Origin of the sequence: Pseudomonas sp. FSL R10-0399 (assembly GCF_009600165.1) — a bacterium.
GTDB lineage: Bacteria > Pseudomonadota > Gammaproteobacteria > Pseudomonadales > Pseudomonadaceae > Aquipseudomonas > Aquipseudomonas helleri.
On record NZ_WIWK01000055.1, the window covers coordinates 1 to 25,571 of the forward strand.

Here is a 25,571-nt window from a genome sequence, read left to right on the forward strand (position 1 = left end):
TTCATCATCGAAAAGCTCGGCGATTGGTGTTCGGGGATTCTGCCAAATCAGGAAGTCTTTTTCAGAATTTCCCTAACAGATGAAAACCACGCTGGATACCCTGTACAGAACGCAGGTGTTGAGAAGACCATCACGAATATTAGGGCGTCAATCTAGTGTCCTGAGCGGTTAATTCAATAACTTATTTTTTATCGCTCCCAGCTTTGCTTTGTTCACAGAGCTAATGATGGATTCAGCCGTCTTGTTCCACTTGAAGGGCTTCGCCGAAAGGTCATTGTGGGCCTCGATAAATTGACGAATAGCCGCTTTCAGTTCGGCCACGCTGGTGAAAACACCCCGATACAGTGCTCGCCTTTCCAGCTGCGCGAACCAGCCTTCCACGGCGTTCAGCCACGAAGCACTGGTCGGCGTGAAGTGCAGTTTGAAACGCGGGTGCTTCTCCAGCCATTGCTTGATGGCAGGTGTTTTGTGCGTCGAGCTGTTGTCCAGAATCACATGCAGGTCAAGCTCTGCGGGCGTCGCGCGGTCTATCTGTCGCAGGAAGGCCAGAAACTCTTTGGCCCGATGGCGTTGGGTTATCCGCCCGATAACTTGGCCGGTCAGGATGTCAAAAGCGGCATACAGACTGGCGGTGCCATGGCGTTTGTAATCATGCGTGCGTCGCTCGATCTGGCCAGGGCGTAGCGGCAACATCGGTTGTGTGCGATCCAGTGCCTGGATCTGGGTTTTCTCATCAACCGACAGCACGATGGCGTTATCCGGCGGGTTCAGATAAAGCCCGACGACATCGACGACCTTATCGGCAAAATGCGGATCGTTGCTGATCTTGAACGTTTTCAAACGATGGGGTTTAAGGTCCAGAGTGTGTAAAAACGCTCATGGGCCCTATCGTCTTGAAGCATTGACGTTCGTTGGCTGAGTGATCGCACAGTAAATGCCTCGGGTCTGGGTAGCGACCTGGAACAGGTCAATGCTGCTTTACAGCCTCTCGGATGGGCCAAAGTCAGCCTTTTTTTTTGCGCCGACAGCGCCTTCATCAAACCATTAACGCCGATGATTTTCATAACCCGTTTCAAATTATAGGGGAGTACATTCAAGCTCAACTCTGCGCTCACTCCGGCCAGCCTTCGGGTCAGAAAGCGCGTCGCACCCATCCATTGCTTTAGCGTCCCGAAGGGATGCTCAACCGTCCGCTTTCGGACTTGCATTATCTCCGGTGATTTGCTCAGCAGGTTCTGCGTTACCTCCGATACAGCATCATGTTCCCAGCGTCTATATCTGCATCGTGATACCTGACAAGGAGGCACGCTTAGAAAAGTTAAGTTTTGGAGTTGAAATTGGCTCAAGATCATCAAAACCTAACTAAAATCATTGCCCTGATGCAGGACTGAGAGCGAAAAAATGCTGGGTAGGCTGGAGAACTAGTAACCGTCAGGGCTCGGCTTCAGATCGTAAAATATGACTAAAATCTAATAGGGTAGATAAACGTTGTGGAAGGCCGAGCCCCAATTTGTAGTGGTCTAATGAAACCGGACACCCTTTTAGGCGAGAATACTCGCCAGATCGAGGTGTCAGATGACCAAACAACGCCGTACCTTTTCCGCTGAATTCAAACGCGAGGCTGCCGACCTCGTGCTCAAGCAAAACTACAGCTTCATCGAAGCCAGTCGTTCACTGAGTGTTGGTGAGTCGGCGCTGCGCCGCTGGGTCGACCAGCTTCAGCAAGAGTGCACCGGCGTCACGCCCCAGAGCAAGGCCCTGACACCAGAGCAGCAAAAAATCCAGGAGTTGGAAGCTCGGATTGCTCGCCTCGAGCGCGAGAAATCAATATTAAAAAATCTATGGTCACCCCCTTTTTTGCAATGCTGATTCATGGGCGAAGTAGTTGGCTTGCTTAAATCTATCCGGCGTCTATTGGATGATTCACCCGCGCCATGATGAGAGTCGCGCCTGACGATCCTGAAAAGGCTAACGGCTTCTTGCTGAGCCAATTTTTAAAACAGGTTCTTCGTCAGGCCGTTAGGCCGTTTACGTCATCAATTATTCAGCTATCGCAAAACCTGAAAGGTAAATCGTGGTACAGCAACAACTGCAGAATCAGGCGTTCAAGGCGTCTGGCCCTGCTTCGTATTGCGTATGGTGCGCGGCCATCGCCCAAGCAATACGCGCTAGCTTGTTAGCCAAGGCACAGGCCACAACATTAGAGTGGCGTCGGCTCAGCAATGAGCGAACCCAGTCGGCCAAGGCTCCTTTCTGGTGATCGAGTCTCTGCATGTAGACCCTGGAACATTGCACCAACAACTGCCGAAGGTGCTTGTTGCCGCGTTTACTGATCCCCAGTAAGTGGGCCTTGCCGCCGGTGCTGTATTGCTTGGGTACCAAGCCCACTGATGCGGCAAAGTCCCGGCTGCATCGGTACTGCTTGCCATCGCCCATCTCCACAGCCAGCAGGCTGGCGGTGATCGGGCCGACACATGGAATGCTCAGCAAACGACTTCCCAGATCATCGTCGGCCAGTTGGCATGCCAACTCTTTATCCATTGCCTTGATTTGCTCATCCAGATAGACGAAGTGATTGTGCAAACGCTGCAGCAGCACCGTCAGACGAACGGGAAGTTCATGCTCAGCCAAAACAACCGCCAGACGCTTCATGATGGCCAAACCTCTGGGTAAGCTGAGGCCAAACTCCAATAGAAAACCGTGCATTTGATTAGCGGTTCTGGTGCGATCACGTACCAACGATTCGCGCATCCGATGGAGTACAGACAGGGTTTGCTGGGATTCAGTCTTGGGCGTAACGAAACGCATCGAAGGACGAGAAGCGGCTTCGCAAATCGCCTCAGCGTCGACAAAGTCGTTTTTGTTCCCCTTGACGAAGGGCTTAACGAACTGCGGGGAAATCAGCTTGGCCGCGTGTCCCATTGCCGCCAACTGACGAGCAACATAGTGCGACCCCGCACAGGCCTCCATTGCCACGACACAGCTCGGCGAGCGGGCGAAAAACTGCATCATTTGCGCCCGTGAACATTTTTTGCGAAACACCTCCCGGCCTGACTTATCCTGGCCGTGCAGATGGAACGTATGTTTACCGAGATCAATACCTATCAGCGCTGACTCGCTCATGATGATGCCCTCCGAAAATAAATCACCCTGCTAAAGCCTAGCCCTCGCAAGGTGTGGGGGTGACCATCTCATTAGGCTACCGCGCTCTTGATGTCGGAAGATCTCGAGCGTACGCGCTGATCAATCAGCTAAGCGTCCATGAGCCTGTTGACTGCTTGTGCGAGGCGTTTGAGGTCGCTCGTTCGGGGTACTACGCGCATCGTCTAAGGCGGCGAACACCAGATGTTGAGCGGCTCAGGCTGCGTAGCCGAGTGAGCGAGTTGTTCACCCAGGGCCGAAGTGCTCCCGGCAGTCGAAGCATCACGTTGATGATGCAAGAAGAAGGTGAGCAAATTGGACGGTTTAAGGTACGCAGGCTGATGCGTGAGCTGGAGTTGGTCAGCAAGCAGCCAGGATCACACGCCTATAAAAAGGCGACAGTCGAGCGGCCGGATATCCCAAATATATTGAACCGAGAATTTGATGTCGAAGCGCCCAACCAGGCCTGGTGCGGCGACATCACCTACATCTGGGCACAGGGGAAATGGCACTACCTTGCGGTTGTCATGGATCTTTACGCTCGCCGAGTGGTGGGCTGGGCGTTATCAGAAAAGCCGGATGCAGACTTGGTGATCAAGGCGTTGGATGTGGCTTACGAGCCGCAAGGCCTGCTATTTCACTCAGACCAGGGATCCCAATATGGCAGCCGCAACTTTCGCCAGCGGCTGTGGCGTTATCGCATGCGTCAGAGTATGAGCCGCCGAGGAAACTGCTGGGATAATGCGCCGATGGAGCGGGTTTTTCGCAGCTTGAAAACAGAGTGGATACCAACCACTGGCTACATGACCGGCCACCAGGCTCAGAGAGATATTAGCCAGTACCTGATGCATCACTACAACTGGATCCGACCTCATCAATTTAACGATGGATTGGCCCCAGCGAAAACGGAAGAAAAACTCAAAACCGTGTCCGGGATGAGTTGACCACTACAATATACGACAACAACGATTAAGGAAAGGTAGTGAGCAAAGCTCAACTTCCCTATGCCAGCCAATTGGAAAGGTTGTTTCTGGCATCCAAAAAAAGACGGAACCTTAAAAAAAGAGATTTGGTAATCCCGTTCCTGGAGGGTGATCGATGCCTTTACAAGGTTGTTGAAGGAAGCATGCGCGTTGCTTTGTCCAATTCGGATAGCGAGGGGGTTGTGTGCATCAGCCACCTAAAGCCCGGCGATATATTTGGCGAGCAAGGCCTGTTCGATAGCACCCCCCTCCACCTAACCACTGCAACGATCCACGCCCGCACCGATGTTCAACTTGTTTCAATTTCTCATGAAGAACTCAAGAGGGCAGCTCTGAGTTTTCCGGGCATTTACACGGAGCTATCTTCACTCATCAACCAGCGCCTGGGCGAGACAACAGAAAAGCTTCTGCAATTGGTTTTCGATGACTTGGAGCAGCGATGCTACAAGTCCCTAATTGAGATTTCCCGCCTGCCTGACGCACTGACTCACCCAGACGGCATGCAGATTTCTCTAACACGCATTGAGCTGGCCCAGATGGCTGGTTGCAACAGGGAAAGCGCCGGTCGGATTCTGAGGTCGCTGAGAACGAAAGGCCTGATCGAAGCTAGTGGGAGTCGAATTGTCATTGTCGGCATACGCCACGGCGTACCGATCAAACCGCAAACTAAGGAGGTGGCCACATGCGTTTGAACTGCACCCGCACATTAGTTATGAGCGCTACGCTGCTCGGGCTGACCATGGGAGCCCTGGTCGTGGGCTTCACGCTGTTCCTTATGCCCGCACCGCTGGCAGTAAGGACGCCACAGACATGGATATTTGCAATCATTACGGCTGTAGTAGTGACCCTTATGACAGCAAAGCCTTTTACCGCAAACCGCCGAGGTCATGATGTTTAGCCTTACCCTTCTCCGACTTACACCGCTCAGCAAGGAAACACATCTCGTCGCAGTCGTGCTGGGCATTCTTGCTTTTGTCGCTGACTACTCTGCCTCACCCAATGCGACAGTTACGTCCAGCTTCGCCACCGCGATCATCGCAGGTCTATGCTGGTACATTTACAAAGCGTTCGACGGCATTACCTATGACGGCGCTGAAACCTCGACTGGACCAGTGCTAAGCCTCGCGGTCTGCGGGCTCCTTTGTGCAATGTACTTCCTGCTTTGAAATGCAAGAACGCGGCATACGCCGCGTTCCGACTGCCATATTCCTACCGAAATCCTGGTCGAAGAAAAGCTCCTTGGCTTTTTCCGTGCTCGGTCTGAGAGTCCAGTCGCTGATCCCACTCCCCCATGTTGTTGATGAGCCTATCAACAGCCTGATCTAGTTTGGCTTTCATCATCGAGCAGGGCATTTCAGCATGGAAGTTGTACAGCCTGCTTATCAGGGTCTCAGCAGTATACTTCCCGTTGGTTGCGTGCATCTGCTCATGAGCTCGCAGAGCCCCTATGTACCGATCCCATTCACTCCGGACAGCCGGGCTTTGTCCGTTTTGGATTAAATTGGGAAGCACTATGGTGCTGTTCAAAACAACCTTCGCGTTTTTTACCTCACACCCGCCGCTAGCAGTAGATACGGCAGAAAAACCTGTCTGGAACTGATTGTGTGTTACAGCGCCAAATCTTCGCCCATCCATGACAACCGGGGTGTTATTGAACACTGACGCGCTGATTTCTGCTGTAGTCGCGCCATAAACGGGGTAGTACTGAACCTTGAAGCTAATCATTGGCACCGGGCCTGCTTCAACTGCTGATGCGGTAGCCATTGCGAGCACCAACAGACCAATCCTAAGCACCATCGCGCTCAAGTTGGTTTGTAAGCCGAGTGCGCTTGCTGATTGCGAACTGAATGTCTTTCAGTTCGCGCTTCAACTTCCCTGGTTTCCCAAGACCGTGCTTTAGCATTTCGTTACAGAGCAAATTAGCAGTGTTCAGGGCTTCTGCGTGGTTCTTTGTCCACGCTGACCGTAAGGCATCCATTGCTTCCCCGTATTCGCCGGCTTTGATCATCAACTCACCGAGGCGGAATGCTGCCTCGGCATCGCCGACATTCATTGCCTTGATGAACATCTTGCCAGCCTCGACGAGATTCCCGTCATCGCTCAGTGCGGCGCCATAGTCGGTCATCGCAGGAGGGTATTTCGCGGCTGCTGAACTCTCGATAAGTGGCCAAAACTGGTCTTCCTGACCACTCGCCAATGCGCTGTGCGCGAGATAGTAGGCACTCATTGGGTGATCGCACCCTATCTCCTGGTACAGAAGTGCCGCTTTCTCCTTGGCCGATTTGGTGCCTATCCGCTCATACCCGCGTGCGAGCGCAATGCCTGCATCAACCAAACCCGCCTCAAAGGCTTTCTCTAGCAACTCGATACTCTCGACACGCTTCTTGTCCTCCTTGGTCAGTTGCGTGTTGAAGGCAAGCTTCACCCGTGACGCCCAAGGCACCAAGTCATAAAGATTCGTCGGCATTGAATTGAGAATTTCGAACCAAAGGTGGCCAGCAAGATTGAGCACCTTTGTGGTCGGGCACTCTGAGAGCAGAATCCCCGTATCGGGGTCCACTGCAAGGTTGCCGATCAGTCCCACCGGCTTGCACTGATTGAAAGACACTCCTGCCAAAACTTCGCCCAAGCACCAACTACCGGAGGTAGAGCCTTCTAGCCGGTAAAGAGTCATCGCGACCTTGATGTGCTCCCAACCCTGCGGGTCATACTTGACCGACGCCGGTTGTAGCCTCGTCATCACTGCACCCCAACCGCCTTCAATACCTACCTCAGCCGTGGCTATGCCGAATTTGTTAACTGTGGCCTTGCTTACACGCGCAGTCGCAACCGAAGCGTTTAACCAGCTGAATTCAAGACCTTTTCGAGCAATACCATGGGACTGGATCAACGCGTCAAGTTCGTTGTACATACAGGCATAAACAGGGATGCCTCGCGAAGCCAGAGTTGCTACCAACTCGACCGTTTCTTCACTTTGACCAGCCTCAATGGCAGGGTGAATCCAAACTACCAAATCCCATTCTCGGCCCCGAGCCTCTGCGGGCAGCAGCGTGGTGTGGACGGGCAGGCCCAGTTTCTGAGCAGGTTCAAAATGATCCGAGTGAATAACTTGGGAGCAGGTACTAAACAGGTCAATAGGTTGGGTTCCGGCCAAATCAGCTGCGAATCCAACCCACAGGCCTTCGTCCATGATGGCCACCGCGTCGTCACTCATTACAAGAACCGATAACCTACGATCAGTTGGAAGGCTTTCAGCCATGATGAATTGCGCAACCAAAGCAGCTGGCGCAAGCAGCGAGGCAGCCGCATCCAATCCTGTTTGTTTGGCAACAGTGATGCTCGCTTCTTCAAACCGCGACTCGACGGTTTGGAACCATTTCTTGGCGATTACGCCCAGGTTGGCTGCGCTACGGAATTCTTGGCTCAGATTCACAAGGGGCTCCTTTTCCAGATAGCCCTAGTTTCCTGATCGTGAGACTGTGTTTCACCTCAACCCTGTACATTTACCCTAATGAAGCGAGTACAGAGACATTGAGCTCCCGATGGCAGCTATGATTGTCACGTCTACCGATAAGGTGAGAGCCATGGCGAAATACCTTAGCCAGCAGCAAGGAATTAGAGAAAACGTTAACTTCTTGGATAACCGCCTGAAAGCGCTCGCCTCAAAAATGCGAGCCTACCCAGAGCGATTACGGGTTGATGCTGCCTTTCACCTACCCTTTCGTGATCAGCAGATGGTGGATGACACAAAAGGGATCACCGTCACACCCCTCCTAGCGGCAGACGCGGTAGATCGAGCCATATATGGTCTCACTGCGTTGCTCATTGAACGGGGTAGCCAGCACCCATGCGAAACCTTGCGTGTTCCGGGAGTAATAGCCTTGCCTGCGGACTGGATCAAGGAACTGGACTACCTGAACGGTATCAAGTCTGAGATTGAGTCTCTAATTGTGCAGATCGAGGATCAACACGAACGTTCGAAGGTCTGGAAGACGTGGCCGTATATGTCAGGCTTGCAAGCCATGCGCAAAACCTGGATTGCAAATGGCCCCAAAAAAGTCACCTTCTTCTGGGAGTCGGCCCCCTCGGTGCTCAACAAAACTGCTAAGGAGTGGATTGCGCACTACTCGGACTATCTCAAAAAACTACACGGCCATATCCCGAAACTGAATGAGCTGGATGAAGGGGACAAGTCGAGTAAATTCGTGATGTTAATCGCGGAGCTACAGCGTGACTGCAAGCCAAACGAGAATATAGCTGCATTTCGACCTGGACAACCTCACGTCCGGGCGCGGGTTACATTCCATGACAGCCAGAAACTGAGGCTCCGACCAGCGCCAACTCCCATCGTTTACGAATATGGCGATTCAGTGCCCACGATCATCCCACTATCAAACTGGGAACCCGAGGTATCTACACCTAAGCGTGAGACTCGGAAACAGATGATCAGCACCGTGCCTGTTGTAGACGGGCTCTGGTTTTATCGCTACCTGGAGAGCTACAGATACGGTTGACCCATTCGGCTCCCGTGCGTGGCTAACAGGTGGCCACCGGACATTGGGAACCAAGCATGTTGGAAACACAGGTAGCGCGACTACAGAATAAGTACCCGAAAGAGTTCAACACTGAACAAGCAGCTATGGCGGTTGCCCGTGCCTATGGCTATCGGAAGCTTGACCTTCACTCCTTAGAGTTAAGCGATAAGGTCGAAGGATTGCAGTACGTTAGGCCATACCGAGAAATGCTCAAACAGGCCGTCCACCATCCGGTGATGGACTTAATGCTCATGGCTCTCAACCTGTCGCTGTCCGCAAACGAGGATGTACGCCAAGGGGTGCCTGAGCGAAACATCGTAGCCGCTATGTGCGGCTTCTCGAACTTCGACTCCCTGCTCACCTATGCCCGCTCGGACCCGCTCGATCCGAACACCACTGATCGAGCCATGCTGGCGAAGTTCAAGGACCGTTTTGGCTACTACGCGCCCATCCAGTATGTGTTGGGGCGGTACATCCATGAGCACTGCTTGATCATGCAGCCTGATGCCGAAAAGGCTCGGCGGTTCGTTGATCAAGAAATCACTCTCAACCCAATGCAGGGTACGCGAGTCGTCGTCATTCGTGACGATCCGAGCGGGGCTGACTGGCTTTCAATCATGTCCAAGAACACTGTCGTCCTCAAGGGAGACTTAGATAGCGGATACAGCACATCTGCTGCAAAAAAACTGGGCAAGGGTCGTGTACTAATTTCACTCGTCCCATTCCAAACCTACCTGCTATCTCAACTTGTAGATCGCAATGCAGCATTGCTGGTTGACGGCTCTCCTGATGGCCGGGCACTGGTCGTGGACGTGGATAACCTGTCACTCGACACGGACGATCTGGACAAAGCTTTTGCCCTGGCTACAGAGAAAGGCATCCATGTGGTCGTTATAGTCAGGGAACCAAATGCAGAGTTGTGGAAGCGAGTAGGAATTCGCGTCATCTTTGGCTTTGACAAGAATATTCAGGAGTCCTACCTGGATATGGACAAGTTCATTGGTTACTCAGCCCCTTACGTTGGGTTCAAGCGAGGCAAAATGCAGTACTTGTACCAATCTGAGGAATCAGGGCCGCGATTCGGGGCAATGGATTTAATTCCAGATGACCCGAAAACAAAATCGTTACTGGAAAGGATGAAAGATGCAATTCGTGGGCAATGAAAGACTGTTGTTAGTCGCGCTGTGCGCGGTACTGGCGCAATCAGCCCAAGCCGCCCTTACAACCGCAATGATCGCCCCAGATGCCCCTACCGTCAAACTAGAAGCCATCTTGGCAGTAGGAACAACCACCACATGCGGCATGCGCGAGGCACCTCATTTAATCGAGCACCTGCTCCTGAGCGGCACCGAGTACGGCGAGACCCCTGTTGATGCTGTGATCACGCTGAGGTCGAAAGGCATTAAGCTTTCTGCGGTCACTCGAAGTGACTTCACTCAGTTCACGCTTGAAGGCCCGGCAAACGAGGCCAAAACTATGGAAAGTGCTCTCGCTACCTTCCTGGGCCGCCCCTCACTTCCCAAGATAGGCATTGAGCGGGAAAAACACGCCATTCTCCATGAATTGCGGGCGCCGGAAAGCTACGTAAGCTCACCAAGCTTTTATGAGCGATTCATCGCTGTATCAGCTGGCGGCACGCAACCTTGCGTAGCAGACAAAACAAGGTTCTTGAGCTACACTCTGGATGATATGCAGGCGGTGTATGACCAGTTCTACACAGCTTCAAATATTAGGCTCGTTGCGAAAGCCATGCCCGACACCTTCGACCTTGACGGATTAGGCCTAGTGATTCTCGCCGGTCATGATGCACCCTCCCCTAATTCTCAGGACAGGGTTCGAGAAAACGGACAGACCATCAGTGTCCTCGGCACTATCGGTCAGGTAGAAATCATTTTCCCGATTGCGGGCCGGAAAAGTCTTCCAGTGGACGAGGCTAACGCGTATGCCGATCAGGCAAGGCTTGAACTACAGGCGTACATTCGTCGCGAATACCAGCTGTATACGGCCCACTCTTTCGTTGAGCAGAGCATTAGTGGCGGGTGGATTCGATTGGAAATACCTGGACTAACCGCCGACAAGGGAGGCGCGCTGAAAGCAGTGGCAATTGCTGCAATGGCCAATGTAAATCCTAACCAATTTGGCAATGATCCTGTCTGGAAAGCGTATGGGGCACAACGGGTCAGCTACCCTATCGGAACACCATTAATTGCCGAGGCTCAGTCACCAAAACCACATTGGGCCGCGCCCCTTAAGGACCCATTTCATCGGATTATGGAAAAGTTGTAGGACAAAAATTTCCGCGCATGCGCGGAAAAAATGGCATTGTGACCGTGGGAGGCATTCAGGCTCGCACCAGATGTGAACTATTCTTTGAGTTCCCGGTCACATTTACTTAACATGATACGTGTCATATTTAACACTTCCTGAATCGGCTGACCTTGTGGCACCTGATGAAAAGCAGCATTTTTCTTAACGAAATCTGTAGCTAATATTTGAATCCTTTGCAAAACATTCACTAACATTTGTCAAATATCACAGTACGCCCCACTGACAGTCATAAGCCTATGCGCTAATATGCGTGCAAAGGGTTTCATTAAGAATCACCCACTGTTTTCTGGGAACCGCGTAGGAAGACTTCCTATCTCACGCTCCCCCCTACTGTCACTTCTGTGGTGTTAGCGGCTCCCATCTTCTCAAGCTAAAAGCCGCTGGCCTGTAAAAAGGCAGCGGCTTTCGGCATCTAGGCACTCTGTTTGTAGCGAATTTGAATGCTATTCAAAAAAATGGCCTCACCCGAGCCGGGTGTTGGGGGGACTATCTTGACTCCCACCTTGTGTTGGTTCGTGCTGTGATCCTTCCCCAGGTTCACAACCTCACCTCTGAAAAGTAACTTGCTGCCACCTGAGGACAATAACTCTAGGTTGATAAAATCGCCAAGGTAGTGCTCAGTCTTGGTCAGAAGAAGGGCTCCAGCGGATGAAATATCCTTGACTCGACACTCTTTCCAACCTTTGAGAGAACCAAGCATCCCACAACGCTTTAACCTCTGTCGGGCAAACTCACCGGATGACAGGGCGTAGCGTGTGTGGCGGCGTTCGGACTCAGACATAGACAACTCGTTAAGTGCTTAGGGTTCGGTGGAAGCGCATAGCCGAAATCGCCAGACTGGTTTGATTCCAATCGAGCGAGCGCCATGCAGAGCATCCATAGTTACCTTTCGAGAATGAATGACAGGCTTAACTCTGTCACTTGGCAGACTCAAAGTTTGCTGGTTTGCACCGTATTTTGGATTACAACCATCATATGTTCGTATCCATTCAGCGATGGCGGTTGGGACGCATGGTCACTCGACCAGTGCTTGGAAGACTTCGGAGTATTTCTCCTATTCTTTTCAATCTGGTGCGGCCTGCTTGCTCACTTCAAGCGAAACATCACCCTCGGATGGCTCGCAGTGCTGCTGGCCACTGCGATATGGCAAGAAGAAGTCAATCTGCTCAACAAGGCCTATCAGGCCATCAACATGTGGTTTGGCCACGACATTGACTCAGCTGAGCGCCAGCGAGGCGATGTTACGGTGCTGATGATCGTAGCGCTGTCGCTGATTGCGCGGTTCACGCAGAAAGGGTTCAAGAGCTTCTTCCGCATCTACATCACTGCCTTCCTGCTGTTCTTCACCTGCTTCCAGATATGGCTGCACTACACGTTTCCATATCAGATGCAGACAGCAATCCTGGATGCCGAGCTGGCCTACCAGAAAGAGTTCACGTCCACCTATGAAGGTCGCTTTCGATACCAGTGCGATCAAGGCATTTGGACATGTTACAGCTGGGAGGATGATGACATTCCAACTGCCCTGCGACATGACGAAGGCCTCATGGCCGTAATACGCAGTCACGATGGAATCATCATGAACACCACGGGCTACATCGGCAAAATCCCGAACGATGACGACACTGTGTTCAGGGGAGTCGATGCGCAGCAGAAATACATCATCACCTACTACAAAAACCACAACTTGAACCGCGTTGTCATCAATCACGAAATGGCAAAGCGTGCTGCACAGATAGTCACCCACCCTCTGGTGGTTTTCTCGACGACTTTCGGCATGGCGTGGTTCTTCGGAGGGATGATGGTTGTGTTCATGCACCAGTCCCGACGCCACGGGATGCGAAAACAGTTAAAGCTCACTACTCAAAATGGGGTCTCAGAGCTCCCACTATAAAGCATGCCCTCTATTTGACAGCCCCCATGATTACAGAAGCGAAAAGCCCGGTCCCTTGGGATTTAGCGGACAAAAGAACGCAGAAAGTGCGTTTCTCAGCCGCTAGTTTCTACATCGTCGTCGATGGAATTCGAAGTGACTCAGTACGGGGCGCCTGCAACTCCCTCAAGTCCTTTATTGCTAAGTGGGCAGGTGTACGTTGCCGGGGACCTAAGGCACTCAAAACTGAACGCCGCCGCTGGATGATCCTTCGGGAAATGCGCAAGCAGGATTCAACCAAGGGCGTGTACGTCACTCAGGCCATTCGATACCGCAACGTGCTCCTGGTCATCGACCCTACCAACGAAATGATGACTGACCTTATCAAGGTAGAGCTTCCATCAGATGTGAACCTGAAAATCGAGCCCTACGACAATCAGTACGACTTGCGCGAGGATCGCTGATGATGACAAAGGGATTCGCTGGCTCGAACGGCTTGATGGATGTTCCCGCCCCTGACTGGATCGTGAACAACGAATGCCTTTTTGCTCACTGGGGCAGTTTTTTGCTTGCGATGATTAAGCATGGCTCCATAGAGACACTTCACAAAACTGAATGCCTTGAATTGGCCACACTGGAGTTTGGGCTGTTGATCGACGGTGGGCTGTACGTCACTGATTCACCGAACGATGACGACCCACGCACGTTGTTGATTCAATTCCTGAAAAGAGGTGATCTATTCTCGACCCCAATCAGTGGGGGCAAGCACCTCCAGCTCACATCCCACTGCAAAACCACTTGCTTGATTATCCGAGAGCAAGCCTTCGAGCCATTTAGAACTGAATTCCCATTATGGGACAGCATCTTTCCATTGGTGGATGCCAGCATGGCTCAAGCTTACTCAAGAGCCTTGAGTGATTCTGTGGGCCGCGACCAAGACCGAATAAGGCGCGTGCTCACAATGCTTGCCAGCCACCCCACCGCTATTGACTCGAAACTGGGCCGTGAGGTTGAAGCCAATAAGCAGCAGATACGGGATTTGGCCGGTGTGCAGAAGCGCTCGGCTACACGGGCATTTAGAGCGCTTGAGGAATCTGGCGTTGTGAGCTTCTACGGGTACAAACGACTTTTCTACAGAGAGAATGCAGTGTGAACAGAAAACCATCCAGTATCGCAGTGAGCAAACTGGCCAGATATGCAAGTGACCCAAAAGCTGTATTCGATAGCGTCGATGCAGCCGCCGTTAAGTATGGGAATCGCGCTCATAACGCGCTTGGAGCACGTCCACGTACACTTCCAAGCAGCATCAAATTCGTAATTCTGGCAGCAGCGATTGTTGCAGCAACTCTCTACTTGGGCCTGATCTGATGCCAATTCTACCTCTCGTTGGTTTCTTACTTCTGCTGGCTTTCATATTCTTCGTTTCGAAGTTTAAGGCGCCGTTAAAGATTTACTCTCGTTTCGGTGCTAGCGAAGCTACTCACAAATTGCTGAGCACTGATCTTGGAAACGCGACTGCGCGTATAAAGCTGTCTCGACATGGGATCAACGGTATACCAGATGCTGTTTTCGAAGAATTGGTTGAAAAGGTAATCCTGGTAGGTGAGTTCAAAAGCCGAAAGTACCGTGACCGCGTAAGGCTAAATGAGCTGTACCAACTCATGCTCTACATGGGCCACCTGAAAGATCGGTATCCGAATCACACCATCCTTGGGTGCCTCGCCTACGCTGATGGGAAAGTGAAGATCGCGTACGATCATGACCTTTACCTGGGCTTGGTTGGGCTGCGTGATGAATACTGGCAAACGATTAAGCGCCGTATTCCTCCGAACATGCCCCCGCTACACAAACGGATGAAGGTCAGCGGAGCAAACCCTGGGCTTCGCCTTGCATCGAAGATGTAGCCAGTCCCGCCCGCAAAGCCGCTCACAGGCTTTACTCGCCAAAGCCCGCGCAGATACTGCTACTTGACTCCCCTGCCCTACAGATGCTTCTTGAAGGGCGCAGGGAGGATCATGGCAATACTGATCAGAATACGGTGCGATCCATTCCGGTAAGTACTGTCTCTCACAATTCTAGAAAGCGATCTACCGCAGGCAAATACAGGCATGGCTTCACAGGGAGCGTGATGCCAGCGTCAATAACAGCAGCGCGGTATTCCTCCATCTTCTGCTGGTAGCGCGATGTAATTGCCCGGAGGAACGCTTCCACATCCATGCCCTCTGGGCATTCAGCAGTCTTCCAGTCGGGAATCCAGTAGGCGCCATCAGCTACGAACGTGCGGTCGAGATAACGGTGAACCCATCGACCATTCCGGTAGCCGCTGACCTGCACCTCTTGGCCGCTTTGGTCGTGCGCTGACAAAATCCAGCGGCCCTTCTCACTTTCAAGGGTTGTGGTGAGCAGGCGCAGCACTCGGTCCCGCCCTGCTGGAATGTCTTTAATCGGATAGCCTTCCCGGCGCATGAGCGCGGCAACTGCCTGTCCTTTCCCACTAAGCTTCGATACTGGCCAGTTGACCAACCCGTCCTTTGCGATGATTTCTACAAAGCGGTGATAGACGATGCCCTCAACCTTTGCCCGGTAATCATTGCCCTCACCCTCGCGCAACTCATCGTGCAGTTCATTTTCAGTCGGGACCGCTTCGTTTGTTGCTGCGGGGATGAAACTATCCGCAGGCAACTCAACAAAGTGATCAGCATCGAGCCGAGCTTTGGATGGTACTCCGCCGACAACTTCCAACTGATCAGCATCACCGTCTACGCCCACAAACTCGTTGGCCAATACACGCTTCAAAGCGCCGAGCAGTGAGTTGGACGAGCCCTTGTCCTCGTCTTCAATATCTTTACAGGCAAGCAGGTGAAGGTTTGAAATTGGCCGGGTAGTGCCCACATAACCCAAGCGCTCAAGTTCATCGTGATGGTCCGCTTTCACGCGGCTGCCAAGGTAATTGAACAGACGGCTCTCTGGGGACATATCATCCTCAGTCCCCATGTTAGGGGCCAGGAAGAATCGGCCATTGATCGTGCGCCAGTGGAACAGAGGGGTATCGTCCCTCCCACCATTTTTTTGCAGCGAAGGGATGATGACGGTGCCAAACTCTAGGCCCTTGGCTTTGTGCAGAGTCATGATCTGAACCACACCAGCTTTCGGCGATGCGTAAAGGTTGGCCAGTGCATTGAAGAACGCTTGCGGGTTGTCCAGATCGCCAGTGGCCGTGTGAGTTCCCAGAAGCTTGAACACTGTCTTTACGTCGCCCAGTTCAGTTTGATCGACAGTGGACATGCCCCCCAAACCCATCCACAGAGCTCGGGCCTTCCAAGCCAACTCATCACCGCGTGAAGCCTTCTCAAGGCCATCCAGCGCTTCGGTCAAACGCATCACACGAGCATTGCCTTCCGGTGTCAGCGAAGCCAAAACCTCGGGCATACGCAGAGCCGCAGGAATGACACTGTGACCACGGCTGACAGCGAGGGTATCTTCCCAACTTAGACCGACAAATGCAGAGCGCAGTAGAGCAAGCCAAGAAGTCTTGTCCGCTTGGTGCCAGAGCGCCTTGATCATCGAGACGACCTCGGCAACAGGGTCAGACTCTGCGATTGGGTCAATATCGGTCCCGCTTGCCTGAATACCTGCCTGCTTTAGTGCAGGCAGGATGAATTTCAGATGCGAACGTGCGCGTACAAGGATGGCCACAGATTGGCTCGGGTCAACTTTGAAAGCGTCTTGGATCAAGCTGACTACGCGAACACCTTCGGCGAGTGGCGTGAGTAATGCCTCAACGGTCACTTGGCCAGGGTTCGAACGAAATGGTACAGACGGTACAAAGCTGCTGGTAGGACCAGCAAACAGCTCGCTGTAGATTTTGTTGTTCCATTCAACGATTGCAGGCGAAGAACGGAAATTTACACGCAGATGGTAAACCTCCATTTCTTTCGGACCAAAACGGCCTTGTTTCTCCGTTTCGATGAACTGGCCAACAGTCGCACCACGGAACAGGTAGATCGACTGATAAGGGTCTCCACACATGAAGATACTGCGGCCATCGTCCGGCTCCCATGCCTGCACAAGGCAAAGCAAAAGTTTGTACTGGCCGGGGGAGGTATCTTGGGTCTCGTCTACGAGAAGATGGCACACGCGGTCTTCGTCCAGCAGCGCATCGCCGATTTCTACACCTGCGCCAAGGGACAGGATCGCTCGCTGAGCTACTTCGGGGAAGTCCACCGTAGCGCTACCGTCAAAGGCCAGCATCAGGTTGGCCATCAGGTAACGCATGATCAGGGTTAGATGTTCCATCATCTTCGCAGACTCAGCCGGGTACTCAGAATCAGGCATATCGCGAAGCTTGATCAGCGCATCGTTAACTTCTGGAGCTCCAGTCAGAGACTTAAGGAAGCCATTCATTCGCGAGGTAAGAGCCTCCTTGGCAGGGAAGCCGTTCCGGGCATCTACCTTGCTGCGAACAATATTGTCGGCCTTCAACAGTGCTTTTGCTGCATGGCGTGCAAAGTCACGACCTTCTGCTGTGGCATCGACGCAACCATACGAAGCCCAGCTGTGTACATCATGCACACCGCTCGCATCAGCAAAGATTGCCCAGCAGGTATCGAAGCCGTGCTGGGACAGAATATCCACGGCGCCAGCCACTTCCGTTTCGACAATCTCAGTCAGGCATGAACTCAACTCGGCAGCATTGATATTCAGGATTTCGCCAACCCACTGATCGCGCTTCATCAGGAGCTGCGAGAACATTGGGACCAGAAGCTCGAATTGGTTGCGAGCGAAGCCAAGAACGGCTTCCAGCGCCTCACGTAACTCGGAAGAAATGGACTCGTCATTTACGCTTCCTAGCGTTTCCAAAATGGCAGTGCGGTACACCAAACGTGGGTCTTCCGATGTGCGGCCACCGCCCAGGCCGGACATGATCGGCATCTTCCCTGCGATCTGTGCGCAGTAGGCATCGAATGTCATGATGCGCAGACGTGCCGGGTTCAAAATGAGGTTCCAGCCAAGCAGTGCGTCACGCTCTAGAACTTGCCGGGCAAGCATGTAAAGTGGCTTTTCGTGAGCTTCAACAGGCTCAACTCCTGTTGAAGCAATTGCGAGTGCGCCCGTGACACGCTCTACAATTTCGCCGGCAGCTTTGTTGGTGAAGGTGATGGCAAGGATTTCCTCAGGGCGCTCTACCACTGTCAGGCACGCCAGAAGGCGCAACAGTAACTGCGTAGTTTTCCCAGAGCCTGCCGGCGCAAGCAAAGCCACCGACCGGCTTGGATCAATGGACAAAGCGCGAACGTCCGCATCATGCGGGTTGGTTGCAGCGATGGCAGCCATGATCGGAGTCAGGTGGGACAGTTGGGATTCAATGCGAGCTGGAACAGTCATGGGGCTCTCCTAAGTGATGCCTAGAAGATTAACGGCCAGTCTGCGGTGTCATCAGTAATGCGGGGAACTTGTCAAACCCGAGCGTAGGAACTCGAAGGCCGGCTTTGCGCCGGCCTTTTTGTCATTGCTATAGCTGCTCCTGGTGCTGACCGGGGCGAGACTCCCGACCAGAAAGCCACCTTTCACTTCTCACCAAGTTTCTGGGCAGCCTGGATGGTGTCGTGGATGAGGACTGCCAACTCCTGACTTTCACCATCAACGAAATCTGGCCACGGTGCGAACGGCTGCGAAGTCTCTCCACCGAACATCAAAAGTGTTGGGCAACGATATTTCATAGGACCATCATCCTCTCGGAACTGGACGAAGGCGACTCCACTATTACACTGGGCCAAGTCCTTAAGTGGTGCCATTTTGCGTAAGAGCTCGATATTCGCGATTCCATCTTGATAGCTACGGAAGAACGTCAGATGTGAGATAGAAGACATAACACCTACGATGACGACACCTGACAACACAACCGAACGACCAATAGGCCAGAATTGCCCACGCTTGTCCTTTGGTGTTCCGCCATACAAGAGGTAGCCGTAAACAGCTACAGCGCCGGAACCGACAAGGACAGCCCACACAGTCCAACGGTTGCTTTGCATCCCCATACTGCTCCCAAGCTCAGCTGAAAATGCTTTGAACATTAACTCCAATACTGGTGCCGCAAAGCACAACGACATGACCACTGTGAGTAGGTTCATGGCGAACATACGACCTTGTGATGATTTGTCGTTCTCTGAAAATAGAGTTTTGAAAATCTGGGAGCAAGTTGCTGCCATAACCGCTATGCAGCACATCATAAAAAGCATTTGCATATCTCTTAGGGTTTTGCCATCAGCACATTCTGAGCCGATGGCATTTGCGGTGACGATTCTACTTAGTTTCTTACAACAGGGGCTCCAAGTGCTCGTACCCAAGCGGCAGTGCTTTGTCGAACGAGGACACCCAGCCAACACCCCCGAGGAAACCTGTGGCCATCACTTCAAGGGCTTCGTTCCAAGCCTCTACCTGCTCCGCCCATTCAATTGGCATGCAAACATCGTTTTTCTCTGCTTTGCCACCGAGCAATTGCGCACTGAATGAGCTGCGAGTGTGAATGTGCATTTTCTTCGCGTTGATCTGGGCGAGTGAAATTCCTTCGATAGAATCCACATCCAGTTCCTTCGGATCGACCTGAGTAGCGTAGATTGGCAGCTGGGGCTCGGTCAGCTTGCCTGCGTTCAAGCGGTTGTAGGTGAATTTGGCGCCAGACTTGTAATCGAACAAGACTGCCTTGAACTCTTTCTCAGCTACTTCGATTTTATCAATACGGTCAAGCGTCACGGTCAATTCAACTCCAAAGACATTGACCTCAGTACGGCGCTCAAAGCCGATTACCTCGAATGGATGAATACGAGCTTTCTCAACGTCCATCCAATCCATTAACAAGCTTTTCAACCGCGCCTGTTCCAACTGGATCATCCGGCGCCCGTAGCGCCACTCAAGCTTATACAGCAGCTGAACACTGGCTTTCTCGATAGAACCGAACAGTACAGAGTCCAGTACTTCGGGATTCATAGCTTTAAGAGCAGCTTGAGTAACTACCTCCTTCCAGAACAACTCAAGGCAAAGGTGGAGCATGGTGCCCTGAATTCGAGGGTCGAAGCCAATCACCGGAGTCGGGAATTCTCGCGCTCCCAGTCGGTTACACGCGAAGGCAAAAAATGGCTCGGTGGCGTAGTTCTGAAATACCGACACGCCACCCTTCAAGTTTTTGCGCTCGTCATCACTGACTGCCGGAATAGATTCCTCATCAAAAGCAGCTCGGTCCAACTGCCCTACCACATTCCCCTTAAATCCACTCCACACCGCCGCGCATCGTGCGGGCACCGGCCAGGAGCCGAACAACTCGGACGCACCAATACTGCTCCCGCGATCATCATGCTCAAAGCTTGAAACGGTAATGTCAGAGCTGGTGGTCATCAACGCCTGAACAACACGCTGAGCCTTTGCTAACTGCCCTTCACTCGTCGCTTCCGGGACACCAGCGTCAGCAAGTAATTCCACGGGGAGAAATGGGTTCGGATCGGCTGGCAATGGCAGGGTCTTGTTCGTAGCCCCCAACATCCATACGTGGTCAAAGGTAAGACCTACAGCGTCTGCGTAAGTCATGATTGCCACAGGGGCAACATGGCTTAAGCGAGGCTGGAATTGAACCGTCTCTACGATTTCACGCAACCACATGTAAGCGCGTTCGTATTGGCATGGCCCAATCTGGTAGTCCAGTGAACGGAAAACCTTGAGTGCTTCTTCCCATGCGTCCAGGGTCTGGTAGTTTGCACTGGACAGGGTTTCTGCTTCGGGCCACCCCATCTTGCTTAATGATTCCTTGAAAAACTCGACCCACTCGGACGGGTATCGGCTACCCCCGTCTTCTTCGTGACGGACCAGCATCCGCCGAAGGTTTTCGGTAAATATCGTGCACGGCGTTTTGCACGCGGCCAGGGCGCGGAGAAAATCCTTGCCTCCCATGTTCAGTCCATTGTTTTCACGCATCCATACATCTGCGAGAGCACGCTGGGCACCTTCTACAGCATGGCCACCTACCCAGTTAGAACGAAGCACACGGCTGAACACATCAGAATCAGCCTTGTGATTCGTAATTGAGAGTATGGCCATGGCTGCACGAATAATTGGTCGGGCACCAAGAGTGGCACCACTGGAAATGTCCCAAGGTTCACGCACCTCGATACCATCAGTTGCAGGTAGCAGCGAGGCAGGGCTGACAGTCATGCTCAACGCCTCAATCAGTGGTGCCTGATATTCCGCCATGTCAGGAACGAGAATTGCCATTGCGGGAGCAGCATGGGGGGTTTGTACGTAAGGTTTCAGCGCCGCATTAACCCACTCAGCAACATGCTCGAACTCGTCAGCCTGTGTCACAGCGCGGCACAACTTTGGCTTCACGGCCTCGGATGCAACGTCCAATTCAACAATCTCAGTGCCCATGGCCTTGAGCTGTTCAAGTACGTCACGCTCGGTGGGGTTCATGTAAAGAACGCCCACCATAACGATCTTGCTCGGGGCCTTTACAGCGCCTGAGAGGATCGTTTTCAGAACGAGCCCCGGCAACTCTGCCCGGAATACGCAACCATTCTGGCGGCAGTCTTCCTCGATCAGAGCCCGCCATTGCCAAAACACCTCGTATTCACGTTTGAACCGGAAGCGATCGGCATCGTCAGGAAGCTTGAATTTGATGAAAGTAGAGTACGCCTGTGCGATTCGGCGGGCGGTACTGGTCGAGGAAATCAGATTTTCTGGCAATAGCCCTGAACGGTCGGCAACGCTTTTGACGACAGCCAATTCCTGTACAGGGAACAGAAGTTGCTCATTGGGCAACTGCTCCTGCCAGACTTCTTCGATCCACTGGGTGACGGTCCGAATTTTCCCTTTTGCAAACCACGTCCGCTTCCCCGCGACGGATTGCAGAAGTGCAGATTGCATTTTGATATGCCGGGATACTCGTTCGGTAGCAGCCAGTACCAACGTGTCGTCGGTGAGGTTTTGAAGGTGGGCAATTAGGGACATGGGTGTTCCTCCTTAGATGCCAATCAAGATAACTGGCACAAGCAGGTGTCATCGGTGGCAGGACCAATTCGTCAAATCGCAACCTAGGGAGTGAAACGAGCTGGATGCGTTGCCAGCAGTCTTGGGTCAGTTCCCCCTGGTCCAAAGATCACAACCCAAGCATTAGACAAATACTCCCTCAGACGATCTACCCCGCACATTTCGGAGGCACCAAGAAGTATGTCGTCGTCGGATAGAAAATATATTTGATGAGGGGAAGAATTCACCCCCTGATTTGGGGGTTCTGGGGGGAGCATTATTAGCTATATTAATTTGATAACTGCTCCCCCCAGTAGGTAACAGATGCCCTATCCAGTAGTACCAGATGCAACGTCATTACCGTTATACATCGTCTACCAACCCGTGGTGAGGATGACTAAAGAGGATGGTCCGGTTGTGTTCGCATACGAAGCGCTCATGAGGATCGGCCCGACCGAGAATGCGCATTCAACCCTTTCCGTGATCAGTCACTCCGAGAAAATCGGCACCATGGCTGTTTTAGACACGATCATCGCTCGAATGGTTTGCGCCGATGTTGCCGGCATCGAGGGCATGCGACTCTGGATAAATATGTCACAGAGCACCATGGCCAACCCGGCAGCAGCCAAGATAATTGGCGAGTTGATTGAGGCACACAACCTCACTCACCGAATAATCATTGAAATGACTGAAACTGTAGATGGGAATGACCTGATGATCTTGGAAAGCCTTCGGTGGTTCAAGAGCAGGAACATCACCGTTGTTCTCGATGATATAGACGATGGATTCGCCAAATCACATCTGCTGGATTCAGAATTGATAGCAGGCTGCAAACTGTCGAGACAATCCACTGTGCGAATGTCACATGAACCGGGCTTCTTAGAATCTGCCAAAAGACTGGCTCGCTGGTGCAAAGCCAACGGCAAGACGGTGGTGATGGAAGGCATTGAGACTGAGCAAGAGTTCCAATACGCCATCGACCTGGGGGCTGATTTCTGCCAAGGCTTCTATTTATGGAAGCCTTCCGCCCTCTCCCTAATACCTTCACCTGGAACGAAGTGGCGTTGCCGCAGCCAGTAATCCATGGGCTGGTGGTCTCACCGCAGCCCATTGATCTACAGCCTCTGCGCAACCGTGCGACATTTAAAAGCCCTGTAATACTGGGCTTTATTCTTTTAGATGATCACGCATACGAAACACGGTTTCTTGGGGTAAGGAACTCAGCCATTTCCTCTCTGGTAGCCGCGCCTTGCGATACGTAGCTGGCGGCAACCTCCCCCATCTGCTTACGTTTCTGCCTTTCCATAACAGACGCCAATTGAGGCAGCGCGGTCGTCCCTTTTTCGAAAATATTCTTGGCTTCGTTATCTACCACTAGCGATTCGTAAACCACTAACGGCTTACGATCTGTAGAGCCGAAACGCACAACATGCTGCCAAAAGAGCCCTCGCAATGTTCGGGCCAAAACACGCTCATATCGGGGATCGATCAGAGCCGACATACGGGTGAACACGTCAAATACGTTATCGGCGTGGATCGTGGCAAATACGCTGTGGCCTGTCGAGGCCGCCAGCAACGCGGCGTTTGCGGTTTCCGAATCCCTGATTTCAGAGACCACGATAGTGGTACGGCTCTGCCGAACGCAGTCACGGATCGCTTCGGCAAAGTTTTCGACGTGTGTACCGACTTCCCGTTGCATGATGGAGAAAGTTGGATATAGCACTTCGATTGGGTCTTCAACGGTAGCGATCTGCGCCTGCCGAGGATCGAGTTGGCCAATGCAGGCGGCCATGGTTGTCGATTTGCCTGAACCCATACGACCTGCGAACAACGTTAGACCTGAACCAAGAGTTAGGTCTTTCAGCTCAGCCCAGTCAAGGCCGCAGTCGTCACGGACTGCTGGCACCTTTATGGGAAGCGCACGCATCGAAATACTCCAGCCTTTCGCCGAGTTCGCCAAACAACATCGATAACGCCCTCCCAGAAAATCTTCCGTGAAGTTCGAACTCTTTGTCATGCTTCCTTTTTTACGGGCCGCCTCGTTGCGTTGAAAGAAATCCTTCCATATAGGCGGCGTGAGGCCGAACGTGACGACGCCGTTATAGTCAGTTGTCTCAACGTAGTCCTCAGAAAGCTGGATATTCCTGCCATTCGTTAAAGCTTGATCGACAAGCTTGGCATCAGCTACGACGTTGATTAAGTTCACTGCATTCTCCATCTCAAAATAGCGTCACTGGCCCGTCAAGCAATGGATCGAGCGAGTTGCGATGTATCGCATGGGCGACGAAGCGCTTTGCACCAAAGCACTCATCACTGGTTTTGTTGGGCTTAGCAAACTCCAATAGGCAGGCGTTTTTGTACTCGCAGCCCTGGCATTCCGGGTTCTTGTTCCGCGTCACTTGCCGGCGCATATAGAGGCGCCGTTCGCGTGAAACGAGAATGTCGTGAAAGGTGGTGTCAGGCTCAAGAATGTTCCCGAAACTGTGCATGTACTCCTTGTAACCGTCTTTGTAATTCGGCAACACGAAGTCCCCGTTCGGCATCAGGAATAGGGTCTGGCCGCACATATTGCTCATCGGGGTGCGTCTTGCTCGATCCACTGCGAAATGTGCTTCCCCAATTGATGGGGGTTGAATGCCTCGGTACTTAAGTGAGTACCAGTGATCGAGCATTTCGATCATGTAATCATTGAAGGCTTGCATGGTCGGAGCGTATCGGTCGTATTTTCCTGCAACCGAGTTCTGCTCGTTCAGCATGAATGGCAACCATCCAGTTTCGCAGATGCCTAGGTCTGCAAGGATGTTCAGAGTGTTAGCCGCACCTTGCTCAAGCAGGTCAGCATTTACAACGCTAATAGTCGCTACCCGGAGTCCACGCGATATTGCGTCTCGAACCTTTGCTTCCCACTTCCTGACATAGGAACTGGAGCGCATAGAGCCGTCATACGAAGTCTGAATGTAACCCCCAGTGTGCTTGTGCCAAAGAGGCGCCCAAACGTCGAGGTCCACACCGAGTAACGAGGTGAGCATGATGTGCTTGACCTCATATCCCTTCGCGGCAGGGAATTCCTCGGCCATCATATTTACGTAGGCCTCGAAGTACTCAGGGCCAGTACTGGTGGGCTCACCGCCGTAGTTGTAGACCAGCACTACGCGACTTGGCGGTTGAACCTGATCCCAATACGCGTCTACCTTGCGGCATACCACACGCATCTGATCAATTGTCATCGTCGTGGGGTCGCGTCGTTGCTCCAGCGACAGGTAGCAATGCTTACAGTTATACGGGCATTGCAGCGTGGGCATGATGGTGAAAACGAAGTAACCGTTTTCGATAGTGTCTGGTACGTCTAGGTCGTACTGACTAGCGGTTATGCTCATTGTTACCGCCCCCCTTTACAACGATTACAGGGTTGCTCAACGAGCTTTCTTGCGCTGTCTTTGAGGTGTCGGAATGCCGTCCCATTGGCACATGGTAGTGATGCTTGTTGCGCTCCAAGGCCTGCTCAAGAAGCGCTTCTTCAACACTTCGTTCACCGCTGCCGGCCCCCTGCTTCTTTTCAAGAGCAGCCAACGTTTCGAGGTTGAAAAGCTTTCGACCATACCGCCAGAGAATTTTGGCCAGGATCGGGAATATGGCAAAGAAGCCGGGCGCATTAGTCGCCGCCTCCGGCTTTGGGGTTTGAGGTTTTGTCATCAA

General features: G+C 52.5%; 20 protein-coding genes and 3 pseudogenes. 11 read left to right on the plus strand and 12 right to left on the minus strand.

What is annotated here, in order from left to right; translation table 11 throughout:
- Positions 1–168 precede the first annotated feature (168 nt).
- Together GHO41_RS16270 and GHO41_RS16275 are read right to left on the minus strand one after the other, a co-directional pair.
- Positions 169–861, minus strand: a complete 693-nt coding sequence (locus GHO41_RS16270; RefSeq protein ID WP_256678789.1) for an IS630 family transposase — start codon at positions 859–861, stop codon at positions 169–171.
- Between the two features lie 158 nt (positions 862–1,019).
- A pseudogene (locus GHO41_RS16275) lies at positions 1,020–1,280 on the minus strand (transposase); the annotation flags it as partial.
- A 295-nt stretch (positions 1,281–1,575) separates the two neighbouring features.
- On the opposite strand from GHO41_RS16275, the pseudogene GHO41_RS16280 reads away from it, so the two are divergent.
- Positions 1,576–1,836 (plus strand): annotated as a pseudogene (locus tag GHO41_RS16280) (transposase); the annotation flags it as partial.
- 261 nt (positions 1,837–2,097) lie between these two features.
- On the opposite strand, the gene GHO41_RS16285 reads toward GHO41_RS16280, so the two are convergent.
- Positions 2,098–3,123, minus strand: a complete 1,026-nt coding sequence (locus GHO41_RS16285; protein WP_153434127.1) for an IS110 family transposase — start codon at positions 3,121–3,123, stop codon at positions 2,098–2,100.
- 74 nt (positions 3,124–3,197) lie between these two features.
- On the opposite strand from GHO41_RS16285, the pseudogene GHO41_RS16290 reads away from it, so the two are divergent.
- Together GHO41_RS16290 and GHO41_RS16295 are read left to right on the plus strand one after the other, a co-directional pair.
- Positions 3,198–4,085, plus strand: a pseudogene (locus GHO41_RS16290) (IS3 family transposase); the annotation flags it as partial.
- 38 nt (positions 4,086–4,123) lie between these two features.
- Positions 4,124–4,816, plus strand: a complete 693-nt coding sequence (locus tag GHO41_RS16295; protein WP_153434128.1) for a cyclic nucleotide-binding domain-containing protein — start codon at positions 4,124–4,126, stop codon at positions 4,814–4,816.
- A gap of 517 nt (positions 4,817–5,333) precedes the next feature.
- Here the strand turns inward: GHO41_RS16295 and GHO41_RS16300 are convergent.
- On the minus strand, positions 5,334–5,888 hold the full coding sequence (locus tag GHO41_RS16300; protein ID WP_178126529.1) for a DUF922 domain-containing protein: 555 nt from the start codon (positions 5,886–5,888) through the stop codon (positions 5,334–5,336).
- Between the two features lie 22 nt (positions 5,889–5,910).
- Positions 5,911–7,557, minus strand: a complete 1,647-nt coding sequence (locus GHO41_RS16305) for a M48 family metallopeptidase (RefSeq protein ID WP_153434130.1) — start codon at positions 7,555–7,557, stop codon at positions 5,911–5,913.
- A gap of 151 nt (positions 7,558–7,708) precedes the next feature.
- Between GHO41_RS16305 and GHO41_RS16310 the strand changes: the two genes are divergently transcribed.
- Genes GHO41_RS16310 through GHO41_RS16320 form a run of 3 tightly spaced genes read left to right on the plus strand, consistent with a single transcriptional unit; the run spans position 7,709 to position 10,945 of the window.
- On the plus strand, positions 7,709–8,638 hold the full coding sequence (locus GHO41_RS16310) for a DNA replication terminus site-binding protein (RefSeq protein WP_178126530.1): 930 nt from the start codon (positions 7,709–7,711) through the stop codon (positions 8,636–8,638).
- Between the two features lie 56 nt (positions 8,639–8,694).
- Complete coding sequence (locus tag GHO41_RS16315) at positions 8,695–9,822, plus strand: hypothetical protein (RefSeq protein WP_153434132.1); 1,128 nt, start codon at positions 8,695–8,697, stop codon at positions 9,820–9,822.
- Positions 9,803–10,945, plus strand: coding sequence for an insulinase family protein (locus tag GHO41_RS16320; RefSeq protein ID WP_153434133.1), 1,143 nt, complete (start codon positions 9,803–9,805; stop codon positions 10,943–10,945). Before GHO41_RS16315 ends, GHO41_RS16320 begins: the two co-directional genes overlap by 20 nt.
- Positions 10,946–11,399: 454 nt before the next feature.
- Here GHO41_RS16320 and GHO41_RS30775 read toward each other — a convergent pair whose 3' ends face one another.
- Positions 11,400–11,768 carry a PilZ domain-containing protein gene (locus GHO41_RS30775; protein ID WP_153434134.1) on the minus strand — a complete coding sequence of 123 codons (369 nt, stop codon included), beginning with the start codon at positions 11,766–11,768 and terminating at the stop codon, positions 11,400–11,402.
- A gap of 249 nt (positions 11,769–12,017) precedes the next feature.
- On the opposite strand from GHO41_RS30775, the gene GHO41_RS16330 reads away from it, so the two are divergent.
- From GHO41_RS16330 to GHO41_RS16345, 4 genes are all read left to right on the plus strand, one after another.
- The gene (locus tag GHO41_RS16330; RefSeq protein ID WP_153434135.1) at positions 12,018–12,881 is read left to right on the plus strand and encodes a hypothetical protein; all 864 of its coding nucleotides are present in this window, start codon (positions 12,018–12,020) and stop codon (positions 12,879–12,881) included.
- Positions 12,882–12,907: 26 nt separating this feature from the next.
- Positions 12,908–13,324 carry a 30S ribosomal protein S10 gene (locus GHO41_RS16335; RefSeq protein ID WP_153434136.1) on the plus strand — a complete coding sequence of 139 codons (417 nt, stop codon included), beginning with the start codon at positions 12,908–12,910 and terminating at the stop codon, positions 13,322–13,324.
- Positions 13,324–14,013, plus strand: a complete 690-nt coding sequence (locus GHO41_RS16340; RefSeq protein ID WP_153434137.1) for a Crp/Fnr family transcriptional regulator — start codon at positions 13,324–13,326, stop codon at positions 14,011–14,013. The genes GHO41_RS16335 and GHO41_RS16340 overlap by 1 nt, the downstream gene beginning before the upstream one ends.
- 214 nt (positions 14,014–14,227) lie before the next feature.
- On the plus strand, positions 14,228–14,764 hold the full coding sequence (locus tag GHO41_RS16345; RefSeq protein ID WP_153434138.1) for a hypothetical protein: 537 nt from the start codon (positions 14,228–14,230) through the stop codon (positions 14,762–14,764).
- 163 nt (positions 14,765–14,927) lie between these two features.
- Here GHO41_RS16345 and GHO41_RS16350 read toward each other — a convergent pair whose 3' ends face one another.
- The 3 genes from GHO41_RS16350 to GHO41_RS16360 form a co-directional block, all read right to left on the minus strand.
- On the minus strand, positions 14,928–18,245 hold the full coding sequence (locus GHO41_RS16350) for an exodeoxyribonuclease V subunit beta (protein ID WP_153434139.1): 3,318 nt from the start codon (positions 18,243–18,245) through the stop codon (positions 14,928–14,930).
- A 182-nt stretch (positions 18,246–18,427) separates the two neighbouring features.
- Positions 18,428–19,099, minus strand: coding sequence for a hypothetical protein (locus GHO41_RS16355; protein ID WP_153434140.1), 672 nt, complete (start codon positions 19,097–19,099; stop codon positions 18,428–18,430).
- Positions 19,100–19,175: 76 nt separating this feature from the next.
- Positions 19,176–21,857, minus strand: coding sequence for a PD-(D/E)XK nuclease family protein (locus tag GHO41_RS16360; protein ID WP_153434141.1), 2,682 nt, complete (start codon positions 21,855–21,857; stop codon positions 19,176–19,178).
- Positions 21,858–22,199: 342 nt separating this feature from the next.
- Between GHO41_RS16360 and GHO41_RS16365 the strand changes: the two genes are divergently transcribed.
- Positions 22,200–22,955, plus strand: a complete 756-nt coding sequence (locus GHO41_RS16365) for an EAL domain-containing protein (RefSeq protein WP_153434142.1) — start codon at positions 22,200–22,202, stop codon at positions 22,953–22,955.
- 103 nt (positions 22,956–23,058) lie between these two features.
- On the opposite strand, the gene GHO41_RS16370 is transcribed toward GHO41_RS16365, so the two are convergent.
- Genes GHO41_RS16370 through GHO41_RS16380 form a run of 3 tightly spaced genes read right to left on the minus strand, consistent with a single transcriptional unit; the run spans position 23,059 to position 25,568 of the window.
- Positions 23,059–24,081 (minus strand): ATPase, T2SS/T4P/T4SS family, encoded by a 1,023-nt coding sequence (locus GHO41_RS16370; RefSeq protein WP_371928954.1) that lies wholly within the window; start codon positions 24,079–24,081, stop codon positions 23,059–23,061.
- Positions 24,082–24,094: 13 nt separating this feature from the next.
- Positions 24,095–25,252 (minus strand): transcriptional regulator, encoded by a 1,158-nt coding sequence (locus GHO41_RS16375; protein WP_153434144.1) that lies wholly within the window; start codon positions 25,250–25,252, stop codon positions 24,095–24,097.
- Entirely contained in the window at positions 25,236–25,568 is a 333-nt protein-coding gene (locus tag GHO41_RS16380) for a hypothetical protein (RefSeq protein WP_153434145.1), read from the minus strand. The genes GHO41_RS16375 and GHO41_RS16380 overlap by 17 nt, the downstream gene beginning before the upstream one ends.
- Positions 25,569–25,571 lie beyond the last annotated feature (3 nt).

What these genes read in the sequence shown, in the direction of transcription:
- GHO41_RS16365 (WP_153434142.1), top strand. Translation starts at nt 22,200, where the DNA reads ATGCCCTATCCAGTAGTACCAGATGCAACGTCATTACCGTTATACATC.
- GHO41_RS16350 (WP_153434139.1), bottom strand. Translation starts at nt 18,245, where the DNA reads ATGACTGTTCCAGCTCGCATTGAATCCCAACTGTCCCACCTGACTCCG.
- GHO41_RS16320 (WP_153434133.1), top strand. Translation starts at nt 9,803, where the DNA reads ATGCAATTCGTGGGCAATGAAAGACTGTTGTTAGTCGCGCTGTGCGCG.
- GHO41_RS16310 (WP_178126530.1), top strand. Translation starts at nt 7,709, where the DNA reads ATGGCGAAATACCTTAGCCAGCAGCAAGGAATTAGAGAAAACGTTAAC.
- GHO41_RS16285 (WP_153434127.1), bottom strand. Translation starts at nt 3,123, where the DNA reads ATGAGCGAGTCAGCGCTGATAGGTATTGATCTCGGTAAACATACGTTC.
- GHO41_RS16375 (WP_153434144.1), bottom strand. Translation starts at nt 25,252, where the DNA reads ATGAGCATAACCGCTAGTCAGTACGACCTAGACGTACCAGACACTATC.
- GHO41_RS16340 (WP_153434137.1), top strand. Translation starts at nt 13,324, where the DNA reads ATGATGACAAAGGGATTCGCTGGCTCGAACGGCTTGATGGATGTTCCC.
- GHO41_RS16335 (WP_153434136.1), top strand. Translation starts at nt 12,908, where the DNA reads ATGATTACAGAAGCGAAAAGCCCGGTCCCTTGGGATTTAGCGGACAAA.
- GHO41_RS16380 (WP_153434145.1), bottom strand. Translation starts at nt 25,568, where the DNA reads ATGACAAAACCTCAAACCCCAAAGCCGGAGGCGGCGACTAATGCGCCC.
- GHO41_RS16355 (WP_153434140.1), bottom strand. Translation starts at nt 19,099, where the DNA reads ATGCTTTTTATGATGTGCTGCATAGCGGTTATGGCAGCAACTTGCTCC.
- GHO41_RS16345 (WP_153434138.1), top strand. Translation starts at nt 14,228, where the DNA reads ATGCCAATTCTACCTCTCGTTGGTTTCTTACTTCTGCTGGCTTTCATA.
- GHO41_RS16360 (WP_153434141.1), bottom strand. Translation starts at nt 21,857, where the DNA reads ATGTCCCTAATTGCCCACCTTCAAAACCTCACCGACGACACGTTGGTA.
- GHO41_RS16315 (WP_153434132.1), top strand. Translation starts at nt 8,695, where the DNA reads ATGTTGGAAACACAGGTAGCGCGACTACAGAATAAGTACCCGAAAGAG.
- GHO41_RS16300 (WP_178126529.1), bottom strand. Translation starts at nt 5,888, where the DNA reads ATGGCTACCGCATCAGCAGTTGAAGCAGGCCCGGTGCCAATGATTAGC.
- GHO41_RS30775 (WP_153434134.1), bottom strand. Translation starts at nt 11,768, where the DNA reads ATGTCTGAGTCCGAACGCCGCCACACACGCTACGCCCTGTCATCCGGT.